Origin of the sequence: Litoribacter ruber, assembly GCF_018500185.1 — a bacterium.
Taxonomy (GTDB): domain Bacteria; phylum Bacteroidota; class Bacteroidia; order Cytophagales; family Cyclobacteriaceae; genus Litoribacter; species Litoribacter ruber.
This window is the reverse complement of record NZ_JAHBGI010000004.1, coordinates 119,418-142,527: the sequence shown is the minus strand read 5'-3', so window position 1 is coordinate 142,527 and position 23,110 is coordinate 119,418. Positions and strand designations below refer to the sequence as shown.

24 protein-coding genes and 1 tRNA gene are annotated in these 23,110 nt (G+C 42.3%); 14 read left to right on the top strand and 11 right to left on the bottom strand.

From position 1 onward, the window contains the following. Positions 1-10 precede the first annotated feature (10 nt). The 4 genes from KIH41_RS07205 to KIH41_RS07190 all read right to left on the bottom strand — a co-directional run bounded on the left by KIH41_RS07205 (position 11) and on the right by KIH41_RS07190 (position 4,426). Positions 11-478 carry a GNAT family N-acetyltransferase gene (locus tag KIH41_RS07205; RefSeq protein WP_214162002.1) on the bottom strand — a complete coding sequence of 156 codons (468 nt, stop codon included), beginning with the start codon at positions 476-478 and terminating at the stop codon, positions 11-13. Between the two features lie 120 nt (positions 479-598). Continuing rightward, entirely contained in the window at positions 599-2,143 is a 1,545-nt protein-coding gene (gene amaB, locus KIH41_RS07200; RefSeq protein ID WP_213943434.1) for an L-piperidine-6-carboxylate dehydrogenase, read from the bottom strand. 198 nt (positions 2,144-2,341) lie between these two features. Then, entirely contained in the window at positions 2,342-3,832 is a 1,491-nt protein-coding gene (locus KIH41_RS07195) for a Do family serine endopeptidase (RefSeq protein WP_213943433.1), read from the bottom strand. Positions 3,833-4,006: 174 nt separating this feature from the next. Continuing rightward, positions 4,007-4,426, bottom strand: coding sequence for an Hsp20/alpha crystallin family protein (locus KIH41_RS07190; protein ID WP_246539007.1), 420 nt, complete (start codon positions 4,424-4,426; stop codon positions 4,007-4,009). Positions 4,427-4,682: 256 nt separating this feature from the next. On the opposite strand from KIH41_RS07190, the gene KIH41_RS07185 reads away from it, so the two are divergent. Both KIH41_RS07185 and KIH41_RS07180 read left to right on the top strand, forming a co-directional pair. Further along, complete coding sequence (locus KIH41_RS07185; RefSeq protein WP_214162000.1) at positions 4,683-7,148, top strand: mechanosensitive ion channel domain-containing protein; 2,466 nt, start codon at positions 4,683-4,685, stop codon at positions 7,146-7,148. Beyond that, positions 7,141-7,806: a metallophosphoesterase family protein gene (locus tag KIH41_RS07180; protein ID WP_213943430.1), complete on the top strand. Its 666-nt coding sequence runs from the start codon at positions 7,141-7,143 to the stop codon at positions 7,804-7,806. The genes KIH41_RS07185 and KIH41_RS07180 overlap by 8 nt, the downstream gene beginning before the upstream one ends. Before the next feature lies 1 nt (position 7,807). Here the strand turns inward: KIH41_RS07180 and KIH41_RS07175 are convergent, their stop codons facing one another. Further along, positions 7,808-8,002 (bottom strand): hypothetical protein, encoded by a 195-nt coding sequence (locus tag KIH41_RS07175; protein ID WP_213943429.1) that lies wholly within the window; start codon positions 8,000-8,002, stop codon positions 7,808-7,810. 716 nt (positions 8,003-8,718) lie between these two features. On the opposite strand from KIH41_RS07175, the gene KIH41_RS07170 reads away from it, so the two are divergent. From KIH41_RS07170 to KIH41_RS07120, 11 genes are all read left to right on the top strand, one after another. Then, entirely contained in the window at positions 8,719-10,008 is a 1,290-nt protein-coding gene (locus KIH41_RS07170) for a tyrosine-type recombinase/integrase (protein ID WP_214161999.1), read from the top strand. A 50-nt stretch (positions 10,009-10,058) separates the two neighbouring features. Further along, positions 10,059-10,439, top strand: a complete 381-nt coding sequence (locus KIH41_RS07165) for a hypothetical protein (protein ID WP_214161998.1) — start codon at positions 10,059-10,061, stop codon at positions 10,437-10,439. A gap of 14 nt (positions 10,440-10,453) precedes the next feature. Then, on the top strand, positions 10,454-11,137 hold the full coding sequence (locus KIH41_RS07160; RefSeq protein ID WP_214161997.1) for a hypothetical protein: 684 nt from the start codon (positions 10,454-10,456) through the stop codon (positions 11,135-11,137). A 114-nt stretch (positions 11,138-11,251) separates the two neighbouring features. Continuing rightward, entirely contained in the window at positions 11,252-11,599 is a 348-nt protein-coding gene (locus tag KIH41_RS07155; RefSeq protein ID WP_214161996.1) for a helix-turn-helix domain-containing protein, read from the top strand. Beyond that, positions 11,596-12,138 carry a hypothetical protein gene (locus KIH41_RS07150; protein WP_214161995.1) on the top strand — a complete coding sequence of 181 codons (543 nt, stop codon included), beginning with the start codon at positions 11,596-11,598 and terminating at the stop codon, positions 12,136-12,138. The genes KIH41_RS07155 and KIH41_RS07150 overlap by 4 nt, the downstream gene beginning before the upstream one ends. A 52-nt stretch (positions 12,139-12,190) precedes the next feature. Beyond that, a complete protein-coding gene (locus KIH41_RS07145) occupies positions 12,191-12,649 on the top strand; it encodes a hypothetical protein (protein ID WP_214161994.1) in 459 nt (152 codons plus the stop codon). Continuing rightward, positions 12,640-13,368 (top strand): hypothetical protein, encoded by a 729-nt coding sequence (locus tag KIH41_RS07140; protein WP_214161993.1) that lies wholly within the window; start codon positions 12,640-12,642, stop codon positions 13,366-13,368. The genes KIH41_RS07145 and KIH41_RS07140 overlap by 10 nt, the downstream gene beginning before the upstream one ends. A gap of 278 nt (positions 13,369-13,646) precedes the next feature. Beyond that, on the top strand, positions 13,647-14,213 hold the full coding sequence (locus tag KIH41_RS07135) for a terminase small subunit (protein WP_214161992.1): 567 nt from the start codon (positions 13,647-13,649) through the stop codon (positions 14,211-14,213). Between the two features lie 132 nt (positions 14,214-14,345). Then, positions 14,346-14,984 carry a hypothetical protein gene (locus KIH41_RS07130; protein ID WP_214161991.1) on the top strand — a complete coding sequence of 213 codons (639 nt, stop codon included), beginning with the start codon at positions 14,346-14,348 and terminating at the stop codon, positions 14,982-14,984. 128 nt (positions 14,985-15,112) lie between these two features. After that, positions 15,113-15,745 (top strand): hypothetical protein, encoded by a 633-nt coding sequence (locus tag KIH41_RS07125; RefSeq protein WP_214161990.1) that lies wholly within the window; start codon positions 15,113-15,115, stop codon positions 15,743-15,745. Positions 15,746-15,810: 65 nt separating this feature from the next. After that, positions 15,811-16,020: a hypothetical protein gene (locus KIH41_RS07120; protein WP_214161989.1), complete on the top strand. Its 210-nt coding sequence runs from the start codon at positions 15,811-15,813 to the stop codon at positions 16,018-16,020. Between the two features lie 78 nt (positions 16,021-16,098). Here the strand turns inward: KIH41_RS07120 and KIH41_RS07115 are convergent. From KIH41_RS07115 to KIH41_RS07095, 5 genes are all read right to left on the bottom strand, one after another. Further along, positions 16,099-16,172 (bottom strand) — tRNA-Asn (locus KIH41_RS07115). 150 nt (positions 16,173-16,322) lie between these two features. Continuing rightward, positions 16,323-17,342 carry a DUF4421 domain-containing protein gene (locus KIH41_RS07110; protein WP_214161988.1) on the bottom strand — a complete coding sequence of 340 codons (1,020 nt, stop codon included), beginning with the start codon at positions 17,340-17,342 and terminating at the stop codon, positions 16,323-16,325. Between the two features lie 936 nt (positions 17,343-18,278). Beyond that, complete coding sequence (locus KIH41_RS07105) at positions 18,279-19,094, bottom strand: DUF4422 domain-containing protein (protein WP_213943427.1); 816 nt, start codon at positions 19,092-19,094, stop codon at positions 18,279-18,281. 22 nt (positions 19,095-19,116) lie between these two features. Further along, the gene (locus KIH41_RS07100) at positions 19,117-19,827 is read right to left on the bottom strand and encodes a glycosyltransferase (RefSeq protein ID WP_214161987.1); all 711 of its coding nucleotides are present in this window, start codon (positions 19,825-19,827) and stop codon (positions 19,117-19,119) included. Between the two features lie 13 nt (positions 19,828-19,840). Then, a complete protein-coding gene (locus KIH41_RS07095) occupies positions 19,841-21,043 on the bottom strand; it encodes a pyridoxal phosphate-dependent aminotransferase (protein WP_213943425.1) in 1,203 nt (400 codons plus the stop codon). A gap of 149 nt (positions 21,044-21,192) precedes the next feature. Between KIH41_RS07095 and KIH41_RS07090 the strand changes: the two genes are divergently transcribed. After that, positions 21,193-22,008, top strand: coding sequence for a toxin-antitoxin system YwqK family antitoxin (locus KIH41_RS07090; protein ID WP_246535240.1), 816 nt, complete (start codon positions 21,193-21,195; stop codon positions 22,006-22,008). 3 nt (positions 22,009-22,011) lie between these two features. On the opposite strand, the gene KIH41_RS07085 is transcribed toward KIH41_RS07090, so the two are convergent. After that, positions 22,012-22,884 (bottom strand): hypothetical protein, encoded by an 873-nt coding sequence (locus tag KIH41_RS07085; RefSeq protein WP_213943423.1) that lies wholly within the window; start codon positions 22,882-22,884, stop codon positions 22,012-22,014. Between the last annotated feature and the right edge of the window lie 226 nt (positions 22,885-23,110).

Sequence of the window (23,110 nt, the reverse complement as noted above, 5' to 3'; positions counted from 1 at the left end):
GTCAGCATATTCATATTATCAATATCTCCATCTTCACATCACATCTCTCATACTTTCCACATTCCTTTTCCACCTCTACAAAACCGGCCTTTTTATATAATCTCAAAGCCGACTGAAGCTTGGAACTGCTATAAAGGATTACTTTCCTTGCACCTTTTTCTTTAGCCTTTTGAATGATAGCTTCCAAAAGTGCCAAACCCACACCTTTGCCTTGGCTGGCAGGAAGTACCCCCATTTTGATAATCTCATACACCCTATCTTCATCCGTTTTTACCAGAGCGACAGTGCCTACCACTTTATTACTTACTTCGGCAAACAGCACCTCCCCACCCCTATCGATTATATATCCCTGAGGATCCTCAAGCTGGGCGATATCAAAAGGCTCGAGGGAAAAATACTGCTCTACCCATTCTTTGTTGATGCTTGTAAAATAAGAGGCTAGCTGGGGCCTGAAAGTGATGATTTCTACTCCTTTCATACATTCAAAATAGTTTGCAAATTTGAAGATCGAATTTCTTATCTCAAATTTAACCATAAAAAAGCTCCCAATTCACATTGAAATGGGAGCTTTTGTTAAGTTACAAGTTTGGAATGTTGACTAGATATCAAATTTGATCCCCTGGGCCAATGGCAGCTCAGTGGTGTAATTGATCGTATTGGTCTGTCTTCTCATGTAGGCTTTCCAGGCATCGGAGCCGGATTCCCTGCCTCCACCAGTTTCTTTCTCACCTCCAAAGGCACCACCGATTTCGGCTCCTGAGGTCCCGATATTGACATTGGCTATACCACAGTCAGAACCGGCCACAGAGAGGAACAATTCAGCTTCACGCATATTGGTAGTCATGATGGCAGAGGACAAGCCCTGAGGCACACCATTGTGCTTTTGGATGGCTTCTTCCAATTGCGAGTATTTCATGATGTAAAGGATAGGCGCAAACGTCTCATGCTGCACGATCTGGAAATGGTTTTCCGCTTCATATATGCATGGCTTGACATAGCAACCCGACTCGTAGCCTTCTCCTTCCAGTACACCTCCTGCGACCACCTCTTTGCCACCTTCGGCTTTTACTTTTTCGATTGCCCCAAGATAACCCTCCACAGCATCCTTGTCGATCAATGGACCCACATGGTTCTTTTCGTCAAGCGGGTTACCTATTACCAACTTGGTATAGGCAGAAGCCAATCGGTTTTTTACCTCATCATACACACTTTCATGGATAATCAATCGACGGGTAGATGTACAACGCTGCCCGCAAGTCCCCACAGCGCCAAATAAGGCCCCACGGATGGCAATATCCAAATCTGCATTTTCAGTTATGATAATAGCATTGTTTCCTCCTAACTCCAGTAGAGACCTACCCAATCTTGCACCAACGGCCTCGCCAACTAATTTACCCATACGGGTAGAACCTGTAGCCGAAACCAAAGGCACTCTTGGGTCATGGGAAAGATATTCGCCAACTTTGTAATCCCCTATAATCAAAGAAGAAATCCCTTCCGGCAGATCATTGGCTTTGAAAACAGAGGCAGCAATATGCTGGCAGGCAAGGGCGGAAATCGGCGCTTTCTCTGATGGTTTCCAAACGCAAACATCACCACAAACCCAAGCTAACATGGTGTTCCAAGACCACACCGCCACCGGAAAATTGAAAGCGGAGATAATCCCTACAATCCCCAAAGCATGCCACTGCTCGTACATTCTATGGCCAGGACGCTCTGAATGCATGGTAAGTCCATAAAGCTGTCTGGAAAGACCTACCGCAAAGTCACAGATATCGATCATCTCCTGCACTTCGCCCAGCCCTTCTTGATAGGATTTGCCCATTTCGTAAGAAACCAGCTTTCCAAGATCCTCTTTTCTTTCTCTTAAAGCATTTCCGATTTGTCTTACTATTTCACCACGCTGAGGAGCTGGCATCTTTCTCCATACCTTGAACGCATCTTCAGCTTTGGAAATGGTTTGCTCATAAGCTTCCCTGCTGGAAACTTGCACTTTTGCAATCACCGCTCCGTCTGCAGGAGACGATGACGTAATGTATTCCCCATTGGTATCAATCCAATCGTTGCCGGTGGAAGTACCCAAGTTTTCATCTTTGATCTGAAGCCTCTGCAAGGCTTCCTTTATTCCAAAATTGTCTGCCATGAATTTAAGATTACATGTTTATCAAATAGTACTATTTCAAATCTACTACATTACGTCTCGAAGCCCAAGCAAACCTCCGCAAAAAACAACCGATTGAAATGACATATTTGAAAACCCTTTGCCCAAAACATAAAAAAGGCCGCCCAAAATGGACGGCCCTTTCATCTAACATAAACCAACTAAACACTACCAATAATATTATTTATCCAACTCGACTTCGAAGTATGCCTGCTGTCCACTAGAGTAGACCCCAAGGATCATGACTTCTTCACCTTTGTTCTTTTTCAATACTTCGACCAGGTGCTCGGCATTCTTGATTTTGGTTCTGCCAATTTGTGTGATGACAAATCCTTCTCTTACACCGGTCTCTTTCCACTTCTCATTATTTAGAGATGTAATCACGGCGCCGCCCTCAATGTTTAGACGATCTTTGATATTTCCCCGCACATCTTCGAAGCCCACGCTTTCAAACTCAGAAGTTTTAGGCATTTCACGTTTCACAATCTTGGTATCGCCGCTGAAGTTTTTCAAGGTCGCCATGGTGGTTTCCTCTTTTCCATCTCGGATATATTTGAGCTCTACTTTATCACCAGGTCTTTTCCGAGCTACCATCTCCTGGAGCTTGGAGGTGGTATAAGTAGTCACGCCGTCCACTCCGATGATTACATCACCTGATTTCAACCCAGCTTCAGCTCCACCGCTACCTTCATTCACTTCAATTACATAAACACCGCGGTTTTCCTTAATCTCTTTGCCCAAGTATTCGGCAAGTTCCGGACTAACATCATTAATCTGTACACCTAGAAGGCCTCTTTGAACAGTACCATACTCAAGCAAGTCGTCCATTACTTTTTGGACAATTGAACTTGGAACTGCGAAGGAATATCCGCTAAATCCACCGGTACGGGAAGCAATGGCAGTGTTGATCCCGATAATTTCACCGGCAAGGTTTACAAGTGGACCTCCAGAATTACCTGGATTCACCGCTGCATCTGTTTGAATAAATGCTTCTACTTGCAAATTGTTTTCGTCACGAAGAATTCTGATGTTTCTGGCCTTGGCACTGATAATGCCAGCAGTTACGGTGGAAGTTAGGTCCATTGGGTTACCAACGGCTAGTACCCACTCACCAACTTTTGCAGCATCGGAGTTACCAAACCTGATAAATGGTAGGCCTGTATCTTCAATTTTTAGCAAAGCTAGGTCTGTAGTTGGGTCTGTCCCGATTACCTTGGCGGTATATCTTCTGTTGTCCTCCAGGGTCACTTCTACCCGGTTGGCATTTTCGATCACGTGATTATTGGTCACAATATAGCCATCTTGGGAAATGATGGCGCCAGAACCGGAGCTTCTTGCCTCCCTACTGGGACCCTCACGGGGCTCAGGGGATTTGAATCCAAAGAACTCTTCAAAAGGGCTAAACCCTCTTCCCTGCTGTCCCACCGTAACGGTGCTTCTCACGTGCACCACAGCCGGGGTCACCATTTCTGCGGACGCCACGAAATTGATCCCATCCGGAACGTTAAATCGCTCATCGCTTAGCCAATTGACCAAGCTGGTATTGTTGTCGTTGCCGAAATTTGTGGTGGCTGGCTGCTGGTTAGCAAAATAGCTGGCCCCGGCCAAAGCCACTATACCACCTATCAAGGATGCCAACACTATTCCTAGAAAAAACTGGCCTCTATTCATATTTTTTAATTTTTGCTTTATTCTACTTCAATACACGAAATTTACAGGATTGGGTTCCTATTGGTCAAGCACTATAACTAGTATTTAACACCATTTAACCCCTATTTGAGTTTGTTAGCATTCTTGTTATATACTTAACCAAAAAACAATAAGTGGGTTTTGCCCACTTACTGTTTATTTTACCTCAATTTTATATTTTTTAGTTGCATGTTCCAATTTGGGAAGGCTAAGCTTCAATAGCCCGTCTTCATAAACCGCCGAAACCTTTTCCTGATCCACATCATCGGGTAAGAAAAAAGACCTGGAAAAACTTCCGTATTGGGTTTCAATAGTGTGAAAATTCTTGCCTTCTTTTTTATCTTCCATTTTTCTCTCTCCGGAGATGGTCAATTTGCCATCTATTAGGTCAATATGAAAGTCATTTTTCTTCAAGCCGGGTACGGCCACCTGAATTTGATATTTATCCGCTTCTTCCGAAACGTCCACGGCTGGAGAAAACTGTTTCAGCGTGGTCCCCACATTTTCATTAAAGAATTTATCCAAAAGTCCGCTAAACGTGCTTGGATAATTCTGCTCCAATTGATTGTATTTCATCAGTGTCATAACGGTTAATATTTTGGTTAATGATTATTGCATCCATTCACCAGTTATCTACACAATTCTATACCAATACTAAATACTGCAAATATTAATGTCATTTTGACTATTTTTACCATACATTGTTCCTTATTAAAGTAATAATGTCAGCCAAAATTCAAAATACTGACAATTTATCGGAATACTAATTGCTGCAAATCCAAAAAAGGGCTTTCCCGCAATTGGTTGCCCTACCGAACTCGCTTACTGAACTATGAAAAGGTTTTTGCTAACAGCGCTATTTCTAACCGCATTCCTTCAGCCTTTCCTGAGTCATTCGCAGGAACCCGTTATATCGGACACCTTTTTGACTCCAACAGATACAGCTCAAGCTGTTGAGAAAAAGTCCATTTCCCTGGAGGAATTGATCAGGAAAAACGAGACCTACACAATCGCCTTAAACCATATCAATGCTGGCCTGGCCCGCAAAATCGACACCCTGGCGCTATATGAGGAGCTGCCTCGGATCGAGCAGGTAATCGAAACTGTAGGCGAAAGACTGCAATACAGAGAATCCAGCCTCAACCTCCGTTACCTTGGTGCTCTAGAAAACCTGGTGGTCAATTTTAAGACACAAGTAGACGCCTGGCAGCAAACAATCACAGAAAGAAACAAATCACTCAATTCCATAGGGGCAGAAATCTCTGCCATCAAAGATGATGAAGACCTCAGGTTTGCGCTTAGGGACACCACCCTGCTGCCGGAATACCAAAAACAGGCCGAACTGCTCCGCAACAGATTAAACAAGGTAGACAGCTCATATCATGCCCAAAGGCTGAAATTGGCCCGAGCCCAGAGCCGCGTCTCCTCCACTATCATCACGCTGAATGATTTTGAAGAGGAAATTGACGAAAGGCAGAGACAGCTTGAGAGAAGGCTTTTTGCAAAGGAAAACAATTTTATTTGGGAAAGCCCGGATTACCTGGAACAGAAGCGGGTGCGCTACCTGATGAAGGAATCCATCGCGCTCAACGAACTAATATTGTCAAAATATCTTCGTGACAACGCCTATAGACACTTCATCATAAGCATATTTGCCTTAGGATTTTTTATTTGGTTCACCGTGCTTCTCAACAGGATCAAAAAAGAAAAGGATTTTGCTGCCATTATTTTGGAGCGGGTTTCTTTCATCCCCACCAGCCCCATCCTGAGCACCCTGCTCGCGATTCTTCCGCTGGCCCCGTTCTTCTACCTCAATCCCCCCACAGTATTTGTCCAGCTAATCCTGACAGCCACAGCCGGTGTGGCCTCTTTATTGATCTTCAAATCACTTGACAGAAAAGCCCTTTATTTTTGGATTGGGTTACTGGGCATTTTCCTATGTTATTCCTTTAGCAACCTATATGTGGAAATTGCCTTTAAGGAACGGTGGTTTTTGCTTTTCCTGAACCTGGCGGGCATATCACTGGCATATTTGGCAATACGGGTGCTTGAATCCAAGCCCGAAAAGTACCCCAAATACATCAACTTCTTCATCTACCTGTATTTCAGCATGCAAGTAATCTCCTTTTTGGCAAACATTCTCGGGAGATACAGCTTATCCAAGATGTTGGGGGTGGCATCTACCAACAGCCTAGTGCAGGCAATCACCTTGTATGCGTTTGTGACCATCATATTGGAAGCAATCTACCTGCAATTGGAACTTGGGAAAAACAACCAGAAGGAGTTTGCATCTTATTTCGACTTCAAAAGCATCCGGAAAAGGCTGAAAAACTTCCTGGTAGGCATTTCGTCCATCATCTGGGTGTACTATTTCACCAGTAACCTCAACATATACGAATACCTATCCCTCCAGATTGGGGAAGTCCTGACTACAGAAAGGCACTTGGGTTCATTCAGCTTTACCCTGGGAAGTATTCTAGTGTTTATCGTCCTAATATGGGCATCCTCACTACTGGCCCGAAATATTGCCTATTTTGCCGAAATGAAGGATGAAGCCAAGGCAAGTTCACGCACCCAGAGGTTGGGGTCCTCCATTCTCTTGATCCGTCTGGCGGTATTGACAGCCGGCTTTCTTCTTGCCATCACGGCTTCGGGTATTTCACTGGAAAAGGCAGCCATAGTCTTGGGAGCGCTCAGTGTGGGGATTGGTTTCGGGTTGCAGACCATCGTCAACAACCTGGTGAGTGGAGTGATATTGGCTTTTGAAAGACCCATTCAGATTGGAGACATGATTGAAATAGGAAATCGAGGTGGCACTGTAAAAGAGATTGGAATCCGGGCCAGTAAAATCAAGGCCTATGACGGCTCGGAGGTAATCATCCCCAATGGTGACCTTCTTTCAGAACACCTGATCAACTGGACTCTTTCTGACAAAACCCGCCGGGTAGAACTGTTTATAGGGGTAGCCTACGGGTCGGACTCCGACAAAGTGACGGATATACTGGAAAAAGTAATGGAACATGAAGGAATTCTCACCGTGCCCAAACCTGCTGTTTACCTGCAGACCTTTGCCGATAGCGCAGTGGAATTCAGGATGCTTTTTTGGGTGGGGGACATCAGCACCTGGATTGCCATTCGAAGTCAGATCATGACCGCTATTTACAAAGCGTTTGCGGAGCACAAAATTGAAATTCCGTTCCCCCAGAGGGACTTGCACATCAAGTCATACCCCAAAGAGGATTTTTTGCGTAAAGAATTAATAAGAGGAAAGCCAACTGAAGGAAAAGACGATGGTTGAAAATTATTTTATTATTGGTGACGTCCACGGTTGCTTCTTTACTTTTGAGGAACTGATCTCCCACTGGGACAGAGAAAAGGAAATCCTCATCCAAGTCGGAGACCTCATCGACCGTGGAGCCCACTCTCCCAAAGTCGTATCCTATTGCCGGCAGCTTGACAAAACTTTTCCCGACAAAGTCCATTTCCTTAAAGGAAACCATGAGCAGATGATGCTCAATTACTTCAATGAAAAAAGCAGCAACTGGCTTTACAATGGCGGAATGGATACCTTTCAGCAATTTGAATCCCAGCAGCATGATTTGGTGTCTGTATTGTCATGGATGGAGGACCTGCCTTTGTTTTTCGAAACCGATAAATTAATGGTTTCCCATGCAGGGATTACCGATCATGCCGAATATTTGAACCCAGATCACCCTTCCGGTATTCTATGGAACAGAGGCCGTCTGAAGCCTTTGGGAAAAATCCAAGTCATAGGCCACACCCCCCTATCAACCGGCAGACCTGCCTACAACCCATATTCACAGGCTTGGAACATTGACACTGGCGCTTATAAGGGAATTTGCCTGACCGGAATTAAGCTGGATAGGAACGGGACCTTTTTGCAAAAAATCAGTATACCTACTAGAGAGGAAGATTTAAACGACCTGAACTATTAAATCAAAAGCTGGGCTTCCGACCTTCAATAAAATTCATTGCGGCCTCAAAGCTCAGGTCAACCACGCGAAGCCCGGGGGCATCATCAATGATCAAATCAAGATCAAGGCAATTTTCAAGCGGTTCAATGGACAAAATAAAATCATCGTTAACATATGAATATTCCTCGCCTTTATAAAACACGATAAAATTACTCATATCACACAGTAACAGTTGGAGAAAATGGGCAGCGCAAACCGTATCCGGCAACTCCGGACTAATCATGATCTTCCCACCGGACCTATTTTGCAACGTAATAAAACAAGGAGAACTCATAAACACATTAAAGACTAAACAAAAGCAGGAGGCAATTACCCTGTCACCTATCTGAGAAACGCCGTCTCTATCGGCTTATTTTGGCAGGAATACTTTTTTAAAAAAATTAGTTTATTGTGAAAAGTAAAGAAAATATTTTCAACCTCTTGGGTTCGATAACAAGTCTCGGGCAAATGCGAACCAAGGACCCTTCCCGCTTAAGGCGGGATCAGATGCTCTAACCAGCTGAGCTACTCTAAAACGCAAAAAAGCCCTGCATCTCTGCAAGGCTTTTGCTCCTCCTCTTGGGCTCGAACCAAGGACCCTTCCCGCTTAAGGCGGGATCAGATGCTCTAACCAGCTGAGCTACTCTAAAACGCAAAAAAGCCCTGCATCTCTGCAAGGCTTGTGCTCCTCCTCTTGGGCTCGAACCAAGGACCCTCTGATTAACAGTCATGAAGAGGGTTTTTTAATCTTTTCCCATACCTTTCAAAATATAGCTAAACAAGCGGTTTTAAGCATTTTAAGTAGTATTTACTTTTTTATATTTTTCAGAATATGTGGGGTTTCGTATGCAAATTTTATGCAAATCCATATATTTGCATAAACCCCTTAGCAAAATGAGAGATTCCAAATCCAGTTCAGTTACGGCGAAAGCAGAGGTATCTACCTACCTTGACACTCGGAGAGCGAAAAAGGACGGTAAATTTCCATTAAAAATCAGAATTTACGACCCTCTAACAAAGAAAACCAGGCTGTACAAAACATCCCATTCATTCACTCCGGGAGAATACCAGAGAATTTCTCACAAAGCAGAAAATATACGGTTGAACAAGTTTGAAAGGGAGATAAAAGGGGCAATAGAGGCTCTTCAGCAACTATACAAGGTAAAAGCTGAAAGCCTGCCGATCTTCACCTTTGATTCACTTGAGGCGTCCTTACTTATTACCAAGGGGGATAACCTCAATTTATTTTTTCATTTTGAGCAAGAGATCCAGTCTTTAAAACAAGAACGCAGAATCTCAACAGCATCCAGCCATAGCCTTACCGTGAAATCCCTTAAAACCTTTATGGAATCAGAAGGGCGTAAGAACGTGTCAAAACTCCTCTTTCAAGAGGTCGACAAAGATTTTTTATCAAGATATGAAGACTGGATGATTAGAGTAAAAGAGAAATCCTCCACAACAGTAGGGATTTACACCAGAAACATCCGTACTATTTTCAACAAGGCCATTCACGAAAAAACCATCCCCGGAGATATTTACCCTTTTGGTCAGAAAAAATACATAATACCCTCTTCAAAAAAGGTGAACAAGGCCTTGAATAAAGAGGAGCTAACAACCTTATTTAAAGCCATTCCCCAGAACCCAGAACAGGAGAAGGCTAAAGACTTCTGGTTTTTTTCTTATGCGTGTAACGGAATGAACATGAAAGACATCCTGTATTTGAAATGGAAAAACGTAGAAGAAAACCAAATCAAGTTTGTTCGGGAAAAAACAAAGCGCACCAATAAAAGCAACCAGAAGTTCGTACAGGTTCCATTGACAGCCTTAGCCAAGAAAATAATAGAGAAATACGGATCAACAGACCGTACTAAAACCAATTATGTTTTTGATGTTCTTTCCGACAACATGAATGAGGAGGAGAAGCATTCTAAGAAACAGAACTTCACAAGATTAGTCAACCAACATTTAAAAGCATTAGCAAAAGCCAATGGGCTAACCGAAGAGGTTTCAACTTATTGGGCCAGGCATTCATTCGCTACCGCTGCTCTACGTAATAAAGCAGGAATTGAGTTTGTGAGCGAGGCATTAGGTCATTCCGACACTAAAACCACCCTTAACTATTTTGCTGGATTTGAAGGCGAGGACAAGAAAGCAATTATGGAAAGTTTACAGGACTTCACCTAACACGTAAACAAGACTACTCATAACATTTATAACCTATAACTTACAAGAAAATGACCGATTCACGACTTACCATCCAATTTACCACAGACCAGGAATGGATGAATTTTGCCGGAAACATTGCAAATGCTCAATTATGCGTGCTGGAATACATGCAGGCCAACGGAAGCGACAAGGCCTCAGAACAAGCATACAACACATTGCGGAGAATGCTACACATCGAAAAACCTGCAGCCGACAGCGTTGGCCCGGCGGTGAAGGTGGATTTTTTGGACGCTGACGATATTAAAGATTACATCCAAGACATTGTACAGGCGCAACATATAATCTACGAAACAGAACAGGAGACAGGAACGACGGCAAGCCTCCTGTATACTAAAGCAATCCTTTCATGGCTAATTGGACAAGTTGCCGAAAATCAATTAAACCAATAATACCCTGTTTACCCATGGGAAAAGAATATAATTGCCCCTTCCATTACGATTTAGATAAAATCGGGCGGATGGTGGATTTTCACCTTTCAAAAGGAAAATACGATAAGGCCTTAGACTTATTAGAGGAAATTGAAGAAAGGTACAGAATGGATTATGATGGAATTGAGTGGTATAATCAAGAGTTTCCGCATTTACAACGATACCACCGCCTAACATTGGAAATGGTTTTATTCCCAGACAACAGCGGGTATTCGGATTATGTGGACATGGAATTGAATAGATTAATCCAAGAGGTAAATGCTGTAAGAGAAGCTAATTTAATTCTGAACCTTCCCAACCAGAACAAAGGTCAACATACTCAAAACACACCTATTAGCCAGGATCTCCACTTGAAAGATTTGTTTGCAGATGTTTCCAAATACCATTTCATTTTAAGCCTCCTGGTTGAAAAACAAGTAATTCATTTAGGAACTAACCTGGCTAAAGATATGAGGGGAGGCTATAAGAGTCTTTTTGGGGCGATTATTAAAGACCTTTCCGTAAAAGGTTATTACAGCGAAATAACCAGACCATCATATGAGAAAATAGTTGTGGTATGTGAAAACACCTTTGGAGTTGTCATGAGTCAAGAAACAGCGAAAAAAGCGAAACCCGATCAATTCGACCTGGATTACATCCCTCTTGCCTCTACAATCTAACCTAAACCTTACTTACCTTACCCAATTTACCCCAGGGTATTTTGGGTAAGGTTTTTATTTAAATCCTTATTTTTTGTGCTATTTATTTGTAGTCGAACTTAAAACTATTCGACTATGAATGATGTATTATTTACCCCCCTCCGGCTCAACGAACTTGAGCTGTTAATTCAAAAATCTGTAGCTAAAGCCCTCCGGTCTCAAAGTGTAGGAGAATTGGGCGCAGATGACGACAGACCATTATCCATCTCGGAAACATCAGACTTCCTCCACATCCAAAAGCAAACCTTATATGGCTATGTACATAAGGGGATTATCCCTTACTCCAAGAGAGCAGGCAAGTTGTACTTCTGTAAAAAAGACTTGATTGAATGGATTAAAGAGGGAAACAAAAGGCCATTTGATGTAGAAGAGGAGGCAAAGAAGCTAATAGAATCCCGGAAAAAGAAAGGAGGTGCAAAATGAAATTCACACCTCCCAAGAACAATAACTGCAACAAGACGGCCGGACCAGGGCCAGGATTAACCAAAGATACTAAATTTTACCTACCCCTCACCTATTCCCTATCACATATGGGATGGTATCGGAAAGAAACCGATATGGTACCAGCCGAAGCGGAGCACCTACAAGCCATACCTGCGGAACTTCATTTACAGCACACGTTCAAACGAGGCATTAAGTCCACCTTAGTACTTACGGGCCGACAAGGTATGTTCACAGGATTGCGCCGTACGGATTTTGACGGTTGGTTATACGGTGATGTGGTAACGAACGATAACGGCAGAATAAGGAAAAGCCTAATCATTTTGGATTTTTTTGCACCTGACCAATTCCGGCTGTTTTTCCTGCAAAACCTTTATCCACGGATAAGAACAAGACAGGCTACCACAAAGGATATTATTACCGGGATTAAGCACAACAGGAAGCAAACACCCTCCACGGCCACAGAAGCAAGCCAAATTCAAGCGAATACAAATTATCCATCCACTAACACCATCCAATAGAGAAATGACACCACAGCCAAATAAAACAATCAAAGAATGGAATTTTTCAGCAATGGAATTAAGCCAACTAAAGCAGCTCAACCAATGGGTAAGAGAAAAGCCAGCACACGAATACATTGTACCCAAATCCAGCCTACCGAAAGTGGAGGTATATTCTGATGTTGATGCAAACGAACTGACAAAATCAATTGAAACCTTTTTCAAGGTGGTTGGAGGGTTTGGAAACAGGATTAACACCACGGGCAGAATGATAAAACAGCCTAAAACAGGAAAATGGATAACCGTGCCAGGTCATACAATCAAAGGTACAGCGGATTTGGTCGGCGGACTGTATGGCCTTACATTCCATGTCGAGGTAAAACACAAGGACGACAGGCAAAGCCCAGAACAGGTCGAATTTCAAAACATGGTGATTGCAGCTGGGCACAGCTATATCATAGCAAGAAACTTTGACGGGTTTATTTTCAACATCCATAGGGAATTAAAAAAGAGAACGAACTTATGGAAGTGAACGAAAGATATTGCAATGTACCCATTGTATTGCTAGGTGGATTTGTAGAATATCCACCAACCAGCATAACCAATATTTTGATGTACTGGCTATACGAATCAATACATATCCTAGAGAAATACAGTTCTGTGGAGGAAGCAGGGATGGAGCATGAAACGGATTTTATCTCTTTTGACCTGTGCGACAGGTCGGTAAAAGAAATTGGAGGGGAATTGTACGATAGTTTAGCGGGACAGGAAAAGCCTTATGTTGGGTTTAGGCTCGAAAGCCTTTTAAAATTCTACTTTGAGGAGGTAGACATACAGCAAATTGACCTTGTAGGATATGCAGCATTTATTGCGCTCAAATCCATCATACAAAAAAAACCAATTTGCAAGACGAGTAAAGAGTTCTTGTTTTCAAGAATGGCGGGAAAGCCTAAAAAAGCACCTATTGAATCATTACCTGAATGGTGCAGGAAGTGGTATGATGGCAGAAGGTTTCGCAAATTGTCCGAATACCTAGAGGTACATTATAACCTATACAGGCCTATCAGAAATAGTAGAGGAATTCTATTCACATTCCCTTTCCAAAAATTGTCTGATGGTTCTTTAATGACACGACAAAAATTTGAATTGATTATCCAGAAGTCTAAAGAGAAAAAGAATACTAAGGCGACAATGGACCTAATCAAGGCCGAGAAATTAAAAGCATTCAACGCAGTTCATCAAAAAGGATAGCGGAATTTTCGTGCATTTTACCCGGCATTTTATGTAGATCTATAACTAGTATATTTCAACTAGTATGTACAACTAGGATATTTAACTAAGATGATAAACTAGGATAGAAAACTACACCAAAACCAATAACACCCCTGTCCTCAATGGCAGACCTATAAACGGTACACCTATAAGGGGAGGTCTTACAGTTAACCTTTAAGGGGGTATTCTATAACCAAGTTCAATTAAATGCAAGCCTTTTCTAAACAGGCATCAACAACTAAACAATTAGACGAGCAATGAGCAACAAGAAAGCAATTCAAATCGGAGAGGAAACCATAACTTTAACAGACAAGGAAATCAAGTTTGTGGAGGCCTACTTATCAGACGGAACAAGGAACGCCACAGCATCAGCAATAAAGGCAGGTTATTCCGAGAATTCAGCCGGGCAAATCGGCCATTCCACATTGAAAAAACATGAAATTCAAAAATACATCCAGTTCCTAAGTGCGCCGCTCCTGGAACAGGCAGGAGTTACCCAAGAGCGACTTGTACAAGAATTAGCTAGGGTTGGTTTTGCCAACGTTGTAGACATCATGCAAGGGGATTGGCAGTTGAAGCCATTGGACGAACTGACGAAGAACCAGACTGCAGCAATCAGCGCAATCAGCGTACAGGAAATAACACACCAGGACGAGGAGGGTAGACAGGTTACAACAAGAAAGGTTCAGGTAAAACATCATGACAAACTGAAAAGCCTTGTGGTGTTGGCGGAGATGGCAGGCCTTACCAAGAAACAGGAGGAACCACCATCCGCACAAAACAACTTCTTCAACGAAATCAACAATTACTATAATCAAGCATAGTTCGTGCTACGCAAGACTAAGGAAGGTAACGTTTTACAGGAGGTCAAAAGGCCTCCTTTGTTATTTAGTTACTTTTCCTTAACATTATAGGCAAATCATTTCAGTTTAGTTTTTCACAATAACCCATTCATTATGAAGGTTTTTTTTAAAAAAGCAGGATATTTTATATTTTTTATTGCCGCATTGATAATTTGGATGGCAATTAAAAGCCAGAAAACGCAAACCAGAAAAGACTTTATAACTAATATTGTTTCAAAAGAACAAATAAAATGGTTTGACAATGAGTTAGAAGGGCTAAATTTTAAAACTCCATCCGCATCAATGAAGCCCCTTCACATTAACCATGCGAGCCAATCGAATGCCTTCATATTGGAAGATGCAACATATGGTATGCACACTAAGGATATCATCGTACAACTTTTCCATTTTAAAACAGCCTTTGAGGGGTTTGATACTGAAGAAGGTTTAAAGGAGGCTGTTTCAAATATATCTGACGCAATGAGTGCATCTGATTTTGAAATTCACACAGAGGAAAGCCCAATAGGTTTAAACGGTCATATTGTGGAAGCAAGGTTTAACCTTGACGGGGCCAAGTTTGTTGTAATGGGTTTTAATAGTTGGATAAATTACAATAGTTCGCTAACAACGTTCCTCATTATTCGACCAGACACAGATTTTGGTGCAGAAATTTCCGAGGCAATCTATAACAGCATTGACTTTGAAAAATATAAGCAATTCAGGAACCCATTCTTAAAAAACCTAACCCCTTAAATTAATAATAAGGGTTCCTAGGTAACTTCCTTTGAGCAATTAAACTATGGTTTTTAATCCTATTTGGGTTAAATTGTGGTAGAAAGGGCGGCAGGTTGCAGCCTGTATTAACACCTTAACCACAGACGATGGGACCATTACTAGGATTAGCATTGAACGCAGCACCGGGCATCATTAGCGGTGTGGCAAACCTTTTTAACCAAGGCAGGAGACAAAGCCAGGAAGACCATGCAGCGCAGGGAATCCGCCAGTTGTCAGACGTGTTCGGTCAGCAGCTACAAGGTAACTACATGGATACCGCAGAGGCGCAGGGAGCCGTGACACAGATCGAAGACAACCAGCAGCAGAACAACCGTGCTATACAGTCACAGTCTGCAACCATGGGTATGACGGACGAGGCACGTATAGCCATGATGGGACAGAACAACCAGGCAAGCAGCGGGGCATTCTCCAATCTGGCACAGTCAGCCGACTTGTGGCGTTCCAGGCTGCTCAATCAAAAGCAGGGCGCATTGGGCAACCTCTACCAGATAGGCCAGCAGAACAGACAGAATTTCAACCAATCATTGCACAATGTTTTGAATCCTTTGCAGGGCGCAATTGATGGCGCAATGAATGCAGGCGTATTTGACAACAAACAGGCACCGGTAAAGGATATGTCACAGCAGGTAAACAGCATCTACAACGCAGGCAAAACGGCCAGCATTACGGGCATGGGCGACATGGTTACCGCTGGATGGTCCAAGGCGTTGAAAGGGTGAAAACAGATTGCTCCCTAATTTAAACATAGACCGTTAAACCCGCCTCCCTTTTTTTACACCTGGCATTGGGCATTCCTGCAGAAATTGCCGCAGAGCAGACAGCGGCCGCATACTCCATGACCATAGGGGAAAAGCTGCACCTAAAATCAACCCTGCATGATGAAGGGTATAAGGTGAAAACAATAGACCTCACTTCCTGGGCTGGGAACCCCTATTTTATGGTAGTGGTCAAAAGGTGGATGAAAACCATTTTACTAAGACTAAAAAGCTCCTAAGCTAAATCTAGAGTGCAAATTTTGTGCAAATAAAAAAAGCCACTCACGAATTTTCATCGTAAGTAGCTGACCATTAAGCTCCTCCTCTTGGGCTCGAACCAAGGACCCTCTGATTAACAGTCAGATGCTCTAACCGACTGAGCTAAGGAGGAATTTATTTCTTTTCGCTAACCCGTTTGTTTAACGTGATGCAAACATAACAGGTTGTTTGATTTTATCCAAGCAACACCGCTAAAAAAACTTACATTTTTTCGCCTAAAAAGGCTTTCCCACTCGGTTACAGCAACTTATTTTTTATGATATTAATCCATAAAATCGAGGACATCCAGGTGCTTCTTGAGCTGGGGACCGGGCAGAAACCGGTAAACGAAATTCAGTCGGTAATTTCCCGTCATTACTGCCTGAGAAAAGTCCTGATTATCGATCAGCCGCACCCGGTTGTGAACATAGTTAGCGTTAATGGACCATTTTTCGGAATTGTACCCGGCAAAGCCTCTGAGGAACAAATTCGGGTTGATTCCCCATTGGGTGTTGCGATCGGGATGGCTTTCCTGTTGGGAGTAGCCAAAGCCCAAATTTGCCGAGGCAGCACCGGTGATGAACCAATGCTTTTTGATCACCAAGGTATAGGCATACCCCACGTTGGGACCAAATTCGAAAAACCTGAGTGTTCTGAAGTTTCTTTCGGGATTCAATATAAGCGTTTCCGGCAACAATAAGCTATCAGCCATCACCCGGCCACCATACATCTCAAAACCAGCCATAAGGCTGCCTGCCGACCTTTTCTGCCATTCATTGTTGAGAAAGGATGCTCTGAAGGAAAATTTATCAGGATTGAAAAGGTATTGCCAGAAGATCCCAACCTTGGTCAATCGCAGGTTTGGATCATTATAATATCGCTCATCGGGTGGTGCCCCACGTTCTTTTTCCGAAAGGTGAAACCCCCTATAAAACTGGCCAAAAAAATCCAACACAAAGTTTTTGGGATAAGCATGAGCCTGAAGATCCAAATATTGGGTATCCCCTCTTCCCCTATCCGGGTTTAACGCTTCAAAACCATATGCTAAATTAAGGGTAGCCCATTTGTAGGTAGCCCCGAGACCATGATTTAGGGTGGAGTTGGGGGCAAAGAGGTAGGATTGCCCCTCCACATTGTCCCTAAGCCACAAGGAAGTGTATTTCCTGCTCAGGTACAGCCTTCCCATGATATGATCAGGAAATGTCTGGTAAAAAGTATTTTCCTCGTCATCGGCCATTTGAGCCTTTAAATCGGTCGATACCCCAAGTATCATAAGGATGAATATTACTAAAAATGATCTCATAAAGTCTCTATCCGCAAAAAACCGCTATCCTGCTAGTTTCGGCATTACAACGACAAACAATCCAGGTATGTTTAGGATATGAAAAAGTACACCACAGTGGCCGTGAGGAGCATTGCTATGAGAGATGAAATCAAATAAATCCTTGAAAAAAAAGATCTATAGATATCCCGGCCTTCTGAAGCAGATTTGAATTTAAACTTAAGCCTATCGTAGCTTTCCCTAGGAAAAAATGAAAGGGCGCCCAATAGATATACGGCAAAAATCAATAGCACTGAACAAACTAACGACAACATACTCGGTTAAATTTACTTCCCCTATCCGTCCTGTCTTACTTGTATTCAAAAACTCCTCCAAAAGGGCAGGCTTGAACAAAAAAAAATCCGGACAAACGCCCGGATCTTAATTTAAAATAAACCAAACAAACAAGACCTGGTGACAGAAAAAATGATTCTCACGATATCATCCAGATCAAACTCATTAATTAAAAAATCAAAAGCGAAAAAAGTTGCTTAATCACCCATTACAAAGGTACAAAACAGCTGCAGTACGAAACAATACCGTGATCACGGTATTTTTTGATATTTTAGCAAAAAAATTACACCGTACATTTTTTGATTATATGAAGATGGATTGCATTATAACAACCGTCTACACAAATTTAGTATCCCACTGATTTTCAAGGACCTTATTCCATCTAAAAAACAGGCCATTCCTTTTAAATAATCACATTTTCCATCCTTAAACGCTTTAAGTCGCAATTTAACCCTCAAGGGTAATTTGCCTAAACCTAAGAAGACACCCAAATCATAAAAATTAATTTTTTATTGGAATATTCTTATTTTTACAGAATACACAAAGACTAGTGAGAAAAATCTGAAAGAATTACTTTTGAGATGATGTAAAAAAAAAATCCAGCAAAAAAGGCCGGATTTTATTTCACTCGAATTTGAATTTTTTGAAGTAAACTACATTGAGCTCTTTAATCTTTAGATCTTTTTTAATGAACCAGATGTTCAATAACCTCTCGGCGATAAACCCTAAAATTCTTTCTTGATATCCTTTATAATCTTTGAGGTTTACTCTTTTCTCAAATTCAAACATCATTTCAAACCACCACGCCATAAACTCATCATAGTAAGGCTGCTTGAGGATGAACATGTTATTCGCATGCAGGGTGTTTCTGTTCTTCAAAACCTCATAGGCGGGCAGGTATTCGGGACATTTGTCGTTTAGGATCTGCTCAACTACCAGCAAGTCATTTGGATTGTGGTGACGGCTGTATTGCCTATCAGTGGTTCTGGAAAACACCCTGGCCCTGGGAAGCACTCCATCGTAATCCGCAAGGATCTCCGAGAGCTGCTGCTCATTCAAAAGCTTGTCCTCCCAATACGTGTGATCATTGCTATAAATCAATCCTTTTTTGAACCTGAACTTGCCAGAAATAAACTTTGCCAAATTCAGCAATGGGTTGGATGAGTATTTTTCCGTCAGCGTATAAAATCTCCTGTAATGACAGGCCCCAACCACTTCAAGGTGCGTGTTTTTCCACATCCAATAGATTCCAGTCAACTCGCTGAAATAAGCATTCTTCTCTGAAATATGGTCACCTGTATCATCTCCGATCATCCCGGCGCTGCCATTTTCGAATCTGTAATTCCCACACATCAAGGGCTCATAAAGATCATCCAGGACCAGTTCTGTGTTCTTTTTATAAAACAACACATATAGCTTTACTTTATCGCTAAACTTCAAAATTGATAGATTTTATCTGTAACTAGATTTTATCCTTCCCGCCCCAGAACTTCTTCCAGTAATATTTGATGGGGTTGGAGTATTTGAGCATTTTCCAGGGACGGCTGCCATGTGGCTTATGAAGGACGGGAGTTTCCATGAGAATAAAATTATCAAATCCCAATTCCACCGACTTATAGGACATAAAAGTATCATACCAGTCTTTGGAATTATCCAGATTCTTGAAATCATATTTACCCATGAATTCAGGCGTAAAAAGCGTACAGCAGAAACTGAGGCTTCTTGTGGTCTTCACCACAGGCTCTTTCACATCTTTGAATTTCAAATAAGGAAAATTCACTTCCCCATCGAAATTAACGGTAATTGCGCCAATCAAGCCTGAATTTTTGTGCAGCTTGCTGAAATCAAGCATCTGCTTGAGAGTATGCTGCTTCACCTCCACGTCAGATTCCACCACAACAAGGGGCAAACCTCTCTTCAAGGCCTCTTTTTGGGCCATTTGCAACACTACCTTATAATTAGGTGAAGGTGTGTCTACCACATCCTCCAAATTGACCAACCTGTAGCCCAAATCCCCGGAATTTTCCTCCAGTGCCCGCCTTGTTTCCTGTGAGCTGAAATCATTATAGATCACGTGCTCCAACTCCAGCGAGGAGGCTGATATGGCCTTGGCTGTCTGGAGTGTGTTTTCAAGCGCATCTTTTACCGGAGTGATTACGAGAATTTGAGCCATGGTGGTCGGATGCTTATTTTAATTTCGCTAGGGCTTCCTTGATTCTTTTAAGGGCCTCCTTCAGCTCATCTTCGGATGCCGCATAGGATAACCTCACGCACTGTGGAGCGCCAAATGCCGCTCCTGTTACAAGAGACACATTAGCTTCCTCCAGCAGATAGATACAAAGGTCGTCCGCATTATTTACGGTATGCTTGCCGGCAGATTTTCCGAAGAAAGAGGTTACTTTTGGAAAAAAGTAAAACGCACCCTCTGGTATGTGTGTTTCAATTCCTGGGATTTCCTTCAAGTAGCCTAGCACAAGCTCTCTTCTTTTAAAATAAGCCTCGGCCATTTTCTCAGATGGAGCATGATCGCCATTTATAGCAGCCAATGCCGCTCTTTGGGCAATGGTATTTCCACCGGAAGTGAATTGACCCTGCATTTTCTCACAGGCCTTGGCAATCTCCAGCGGGGCACAGATATACCCAACTCTCCAACCTGTCATGGCATAGCCCTTAGAAAAACCATTTACTGTAATGGTTCTTTCAAACATTCCTTCAAAGCTGCCAATGCTGGCGTGTGCACCAGAAAAGTTGATCAATTCATAAATCTCATCGGCTATCACCACTACATTATCTCTTTTCTTCACCACCTCTGCAATAGCCTGAAGCTCTTCCTTGCTAAACACCGAACCAGTTGGATTACATGGTGAGGAATAGATCACGGCTTTGGTTTTATCGGTCATCGCATCTTCAAGCTGCTGGGCCGTGGCCTTGAAGTTGTTTTCAAGGTTTCCTTCAATCAACACCGGTACCCCTCCGGCCAGCTTGATGATTTCGGCATAACTCACCCAATAAGGGCTGAATATGACCACCTCGTCTCCCTCATTCAACAAACACATAAAAATATTGGCAATGGAGTGTTTTGCCCCGGTGCTCAAAACTATGTTTTCAGCTTTTGCTTCAGCAATATGGTTTTTGTCCCTAAGCTTTTTGGCAATAGCTTCTCTTAAGTCAGAGTAGCCTGCTACCGGAGGGTAGGCAAACCATTTCCCCTCGTCAATGGCATCTTTAGCGGCCTGCTGAATGTGTTCCGGGGTTTTGAAATCCGGCTCACCCAAACTCAGGCTGATGATGTCAACGCCTTGAGACTTAAGTTCTCTTGCTTTTTTGGCCATGGCTAATGTGGCCGATTCTTCCATATTGTTGATGCGGTCTGATAAAATCGAGTTCATAAATGAGGTATTTTTTATAATTTGCCAAAATTAAGTATTATGCTTGGATAATCTAAGCCTTTGTAGAAATAGAAACCCTTTGGCTTTTTTACAAAAAATAAACCAGCATTCCATCCGTTGTTTCATTGATGAGGAAGATTTTTGTTTTTATGATTCTGATAGCGCCTTTAAATGCGCTTTTCGCCCAGGAATCTGAGTCCGATTCCTCTGGGATTGTCAGCAACAGGCTGCTGCCTACCTCTGCCCCTACCCTTTTGTTCAATGAAGCCGACGAGCGGCAAAAGGAAGACAAGAAAAAAAAGAAGAAAAAGAAAAAGAATGTATACTTTAATGTAAAGACAAAGAAGTCTTACACCAAGCAGACATTTCGCAACCAGACCATTCATGAATTCTTCCACTACAGCTATGAAACCCGTAAGGTAGATCCATATATTCGGGACATTTACTGGATTGACAAAAAGGACAATGTCATCCGCACCAAAAACTTTGACTCTAGCAGAGGTTATCTCCTCCATGGCCCCTATGAAAAGAAAAACGGTGACATTGTAGTGGAATCAGGTATGTTTTACTTTGGCACCAAGCATGGCCGATGGATGAAATATGACAACAAGAATATCCTATTGGATAAGGCTCATTTTGCAGAAGGCTGGCCAAAAGCAAGTCGCGTTACCTATTATAATAGAACCGATAGAAAAATAGAAAAAGTCACCCCTATTGAATATGAGCTGAAAGAGGGCAATTTCTTTCATTTCTATGAAGACGGCCAAGTAGCGGTCACAGGAGAATACCAGTACGGCGAAAAGGTGGGAATTTGGACTGAATACTGGCACATGAGTGGTAAAGACAAGACCATAAAAAAACGTGAAATCCAGTATCAAGAAGCTCCTTATACGAAGAATTTCACGCCTTATATCAAAGCTGAGTGGGACAAAGAAGGGAATATAGTTTACAGAAAAGACACTTAATCCTTACGCCATTTTCACCACTTCCTTATTTAAAACCGCCTCAGGTCTCCACAATGAAGGATGTTCATTGTCAAATATCCTGTCAAAGTATGCCAGAGCATCCTCTTTTGAGTAATTGCCATTTCGTACATTTGGCCAGAAATCCACATCTTCCCTTTTTATGATCACAGTTGACAGCTTTACTGGGATTTTAGAATAACCTAAGGCCTGCAACACGGCCACTCTATGTTTGCCGGCACTGATGGCAACCCGATAATCTTTACCATCACGAACATAAAGCCTTCCATTGATATGCCCACTTCCAAGTTTTTCAGGTTGGTAGCCGTTATGCCTGATGGAATTGTATATTTTTATGAATCTCTGGAAAGTGATTTTTCCAAAACCCAGCGAAACCGGACCTTTTTTTAGGTGCCCTTTTATTTCACCTACTTCCCCCAGCTCCGATTGGGCCTTAACAAAGTCATTGCGCTTAAGCCGGGCATCCGATAGATTTTTACTGCTTTTGTAACCCTGATCCCAGGGCGGGGCCAGCTCTTTGCCGTTTTTATAAAAGCCGTCGGCCTTTCCCGGCTGCCACTTCTCATAAAAATCCTCCATTGGAGAACCAACATAATCGGCACATTGGCCCTCACCGTATTTCTTCAACGTCTCTACGAACGGATTGTACTCTGCAGAACCGGGAAACTCAATAGAAAAACACCTTTTGATTTTCACATTCATCACAAAAGGAGCCCCACAAGTCCAGTAATACCCCTCTAATGGATTCTTTACTTCTGTTCTTAAATCGACAGTTTTGCGGTTGTTTTCAATTTTTTCAAGGGAAAATCCCAAGGGCTTCAATAAATCATTAACCACATTTTTAATAGCTTCTTTCATTCAACTCCACATTATATTAAATAAATAATTTCCTTGCATTTACATAAAATAGGTAGCATCCTATTTCACCCTAAAAAGTCATCGCTAAAAATTATACAACGCCAAAAAAACTGCAGGAGTACAATTGCGTCTTTTTAAATATAACTTATCCGTTTTTAAATAACAAGAAATGCATTACAATTATGACGAAAACATGATGGTTGCCAAGTGTTTAGCAACCTTCACC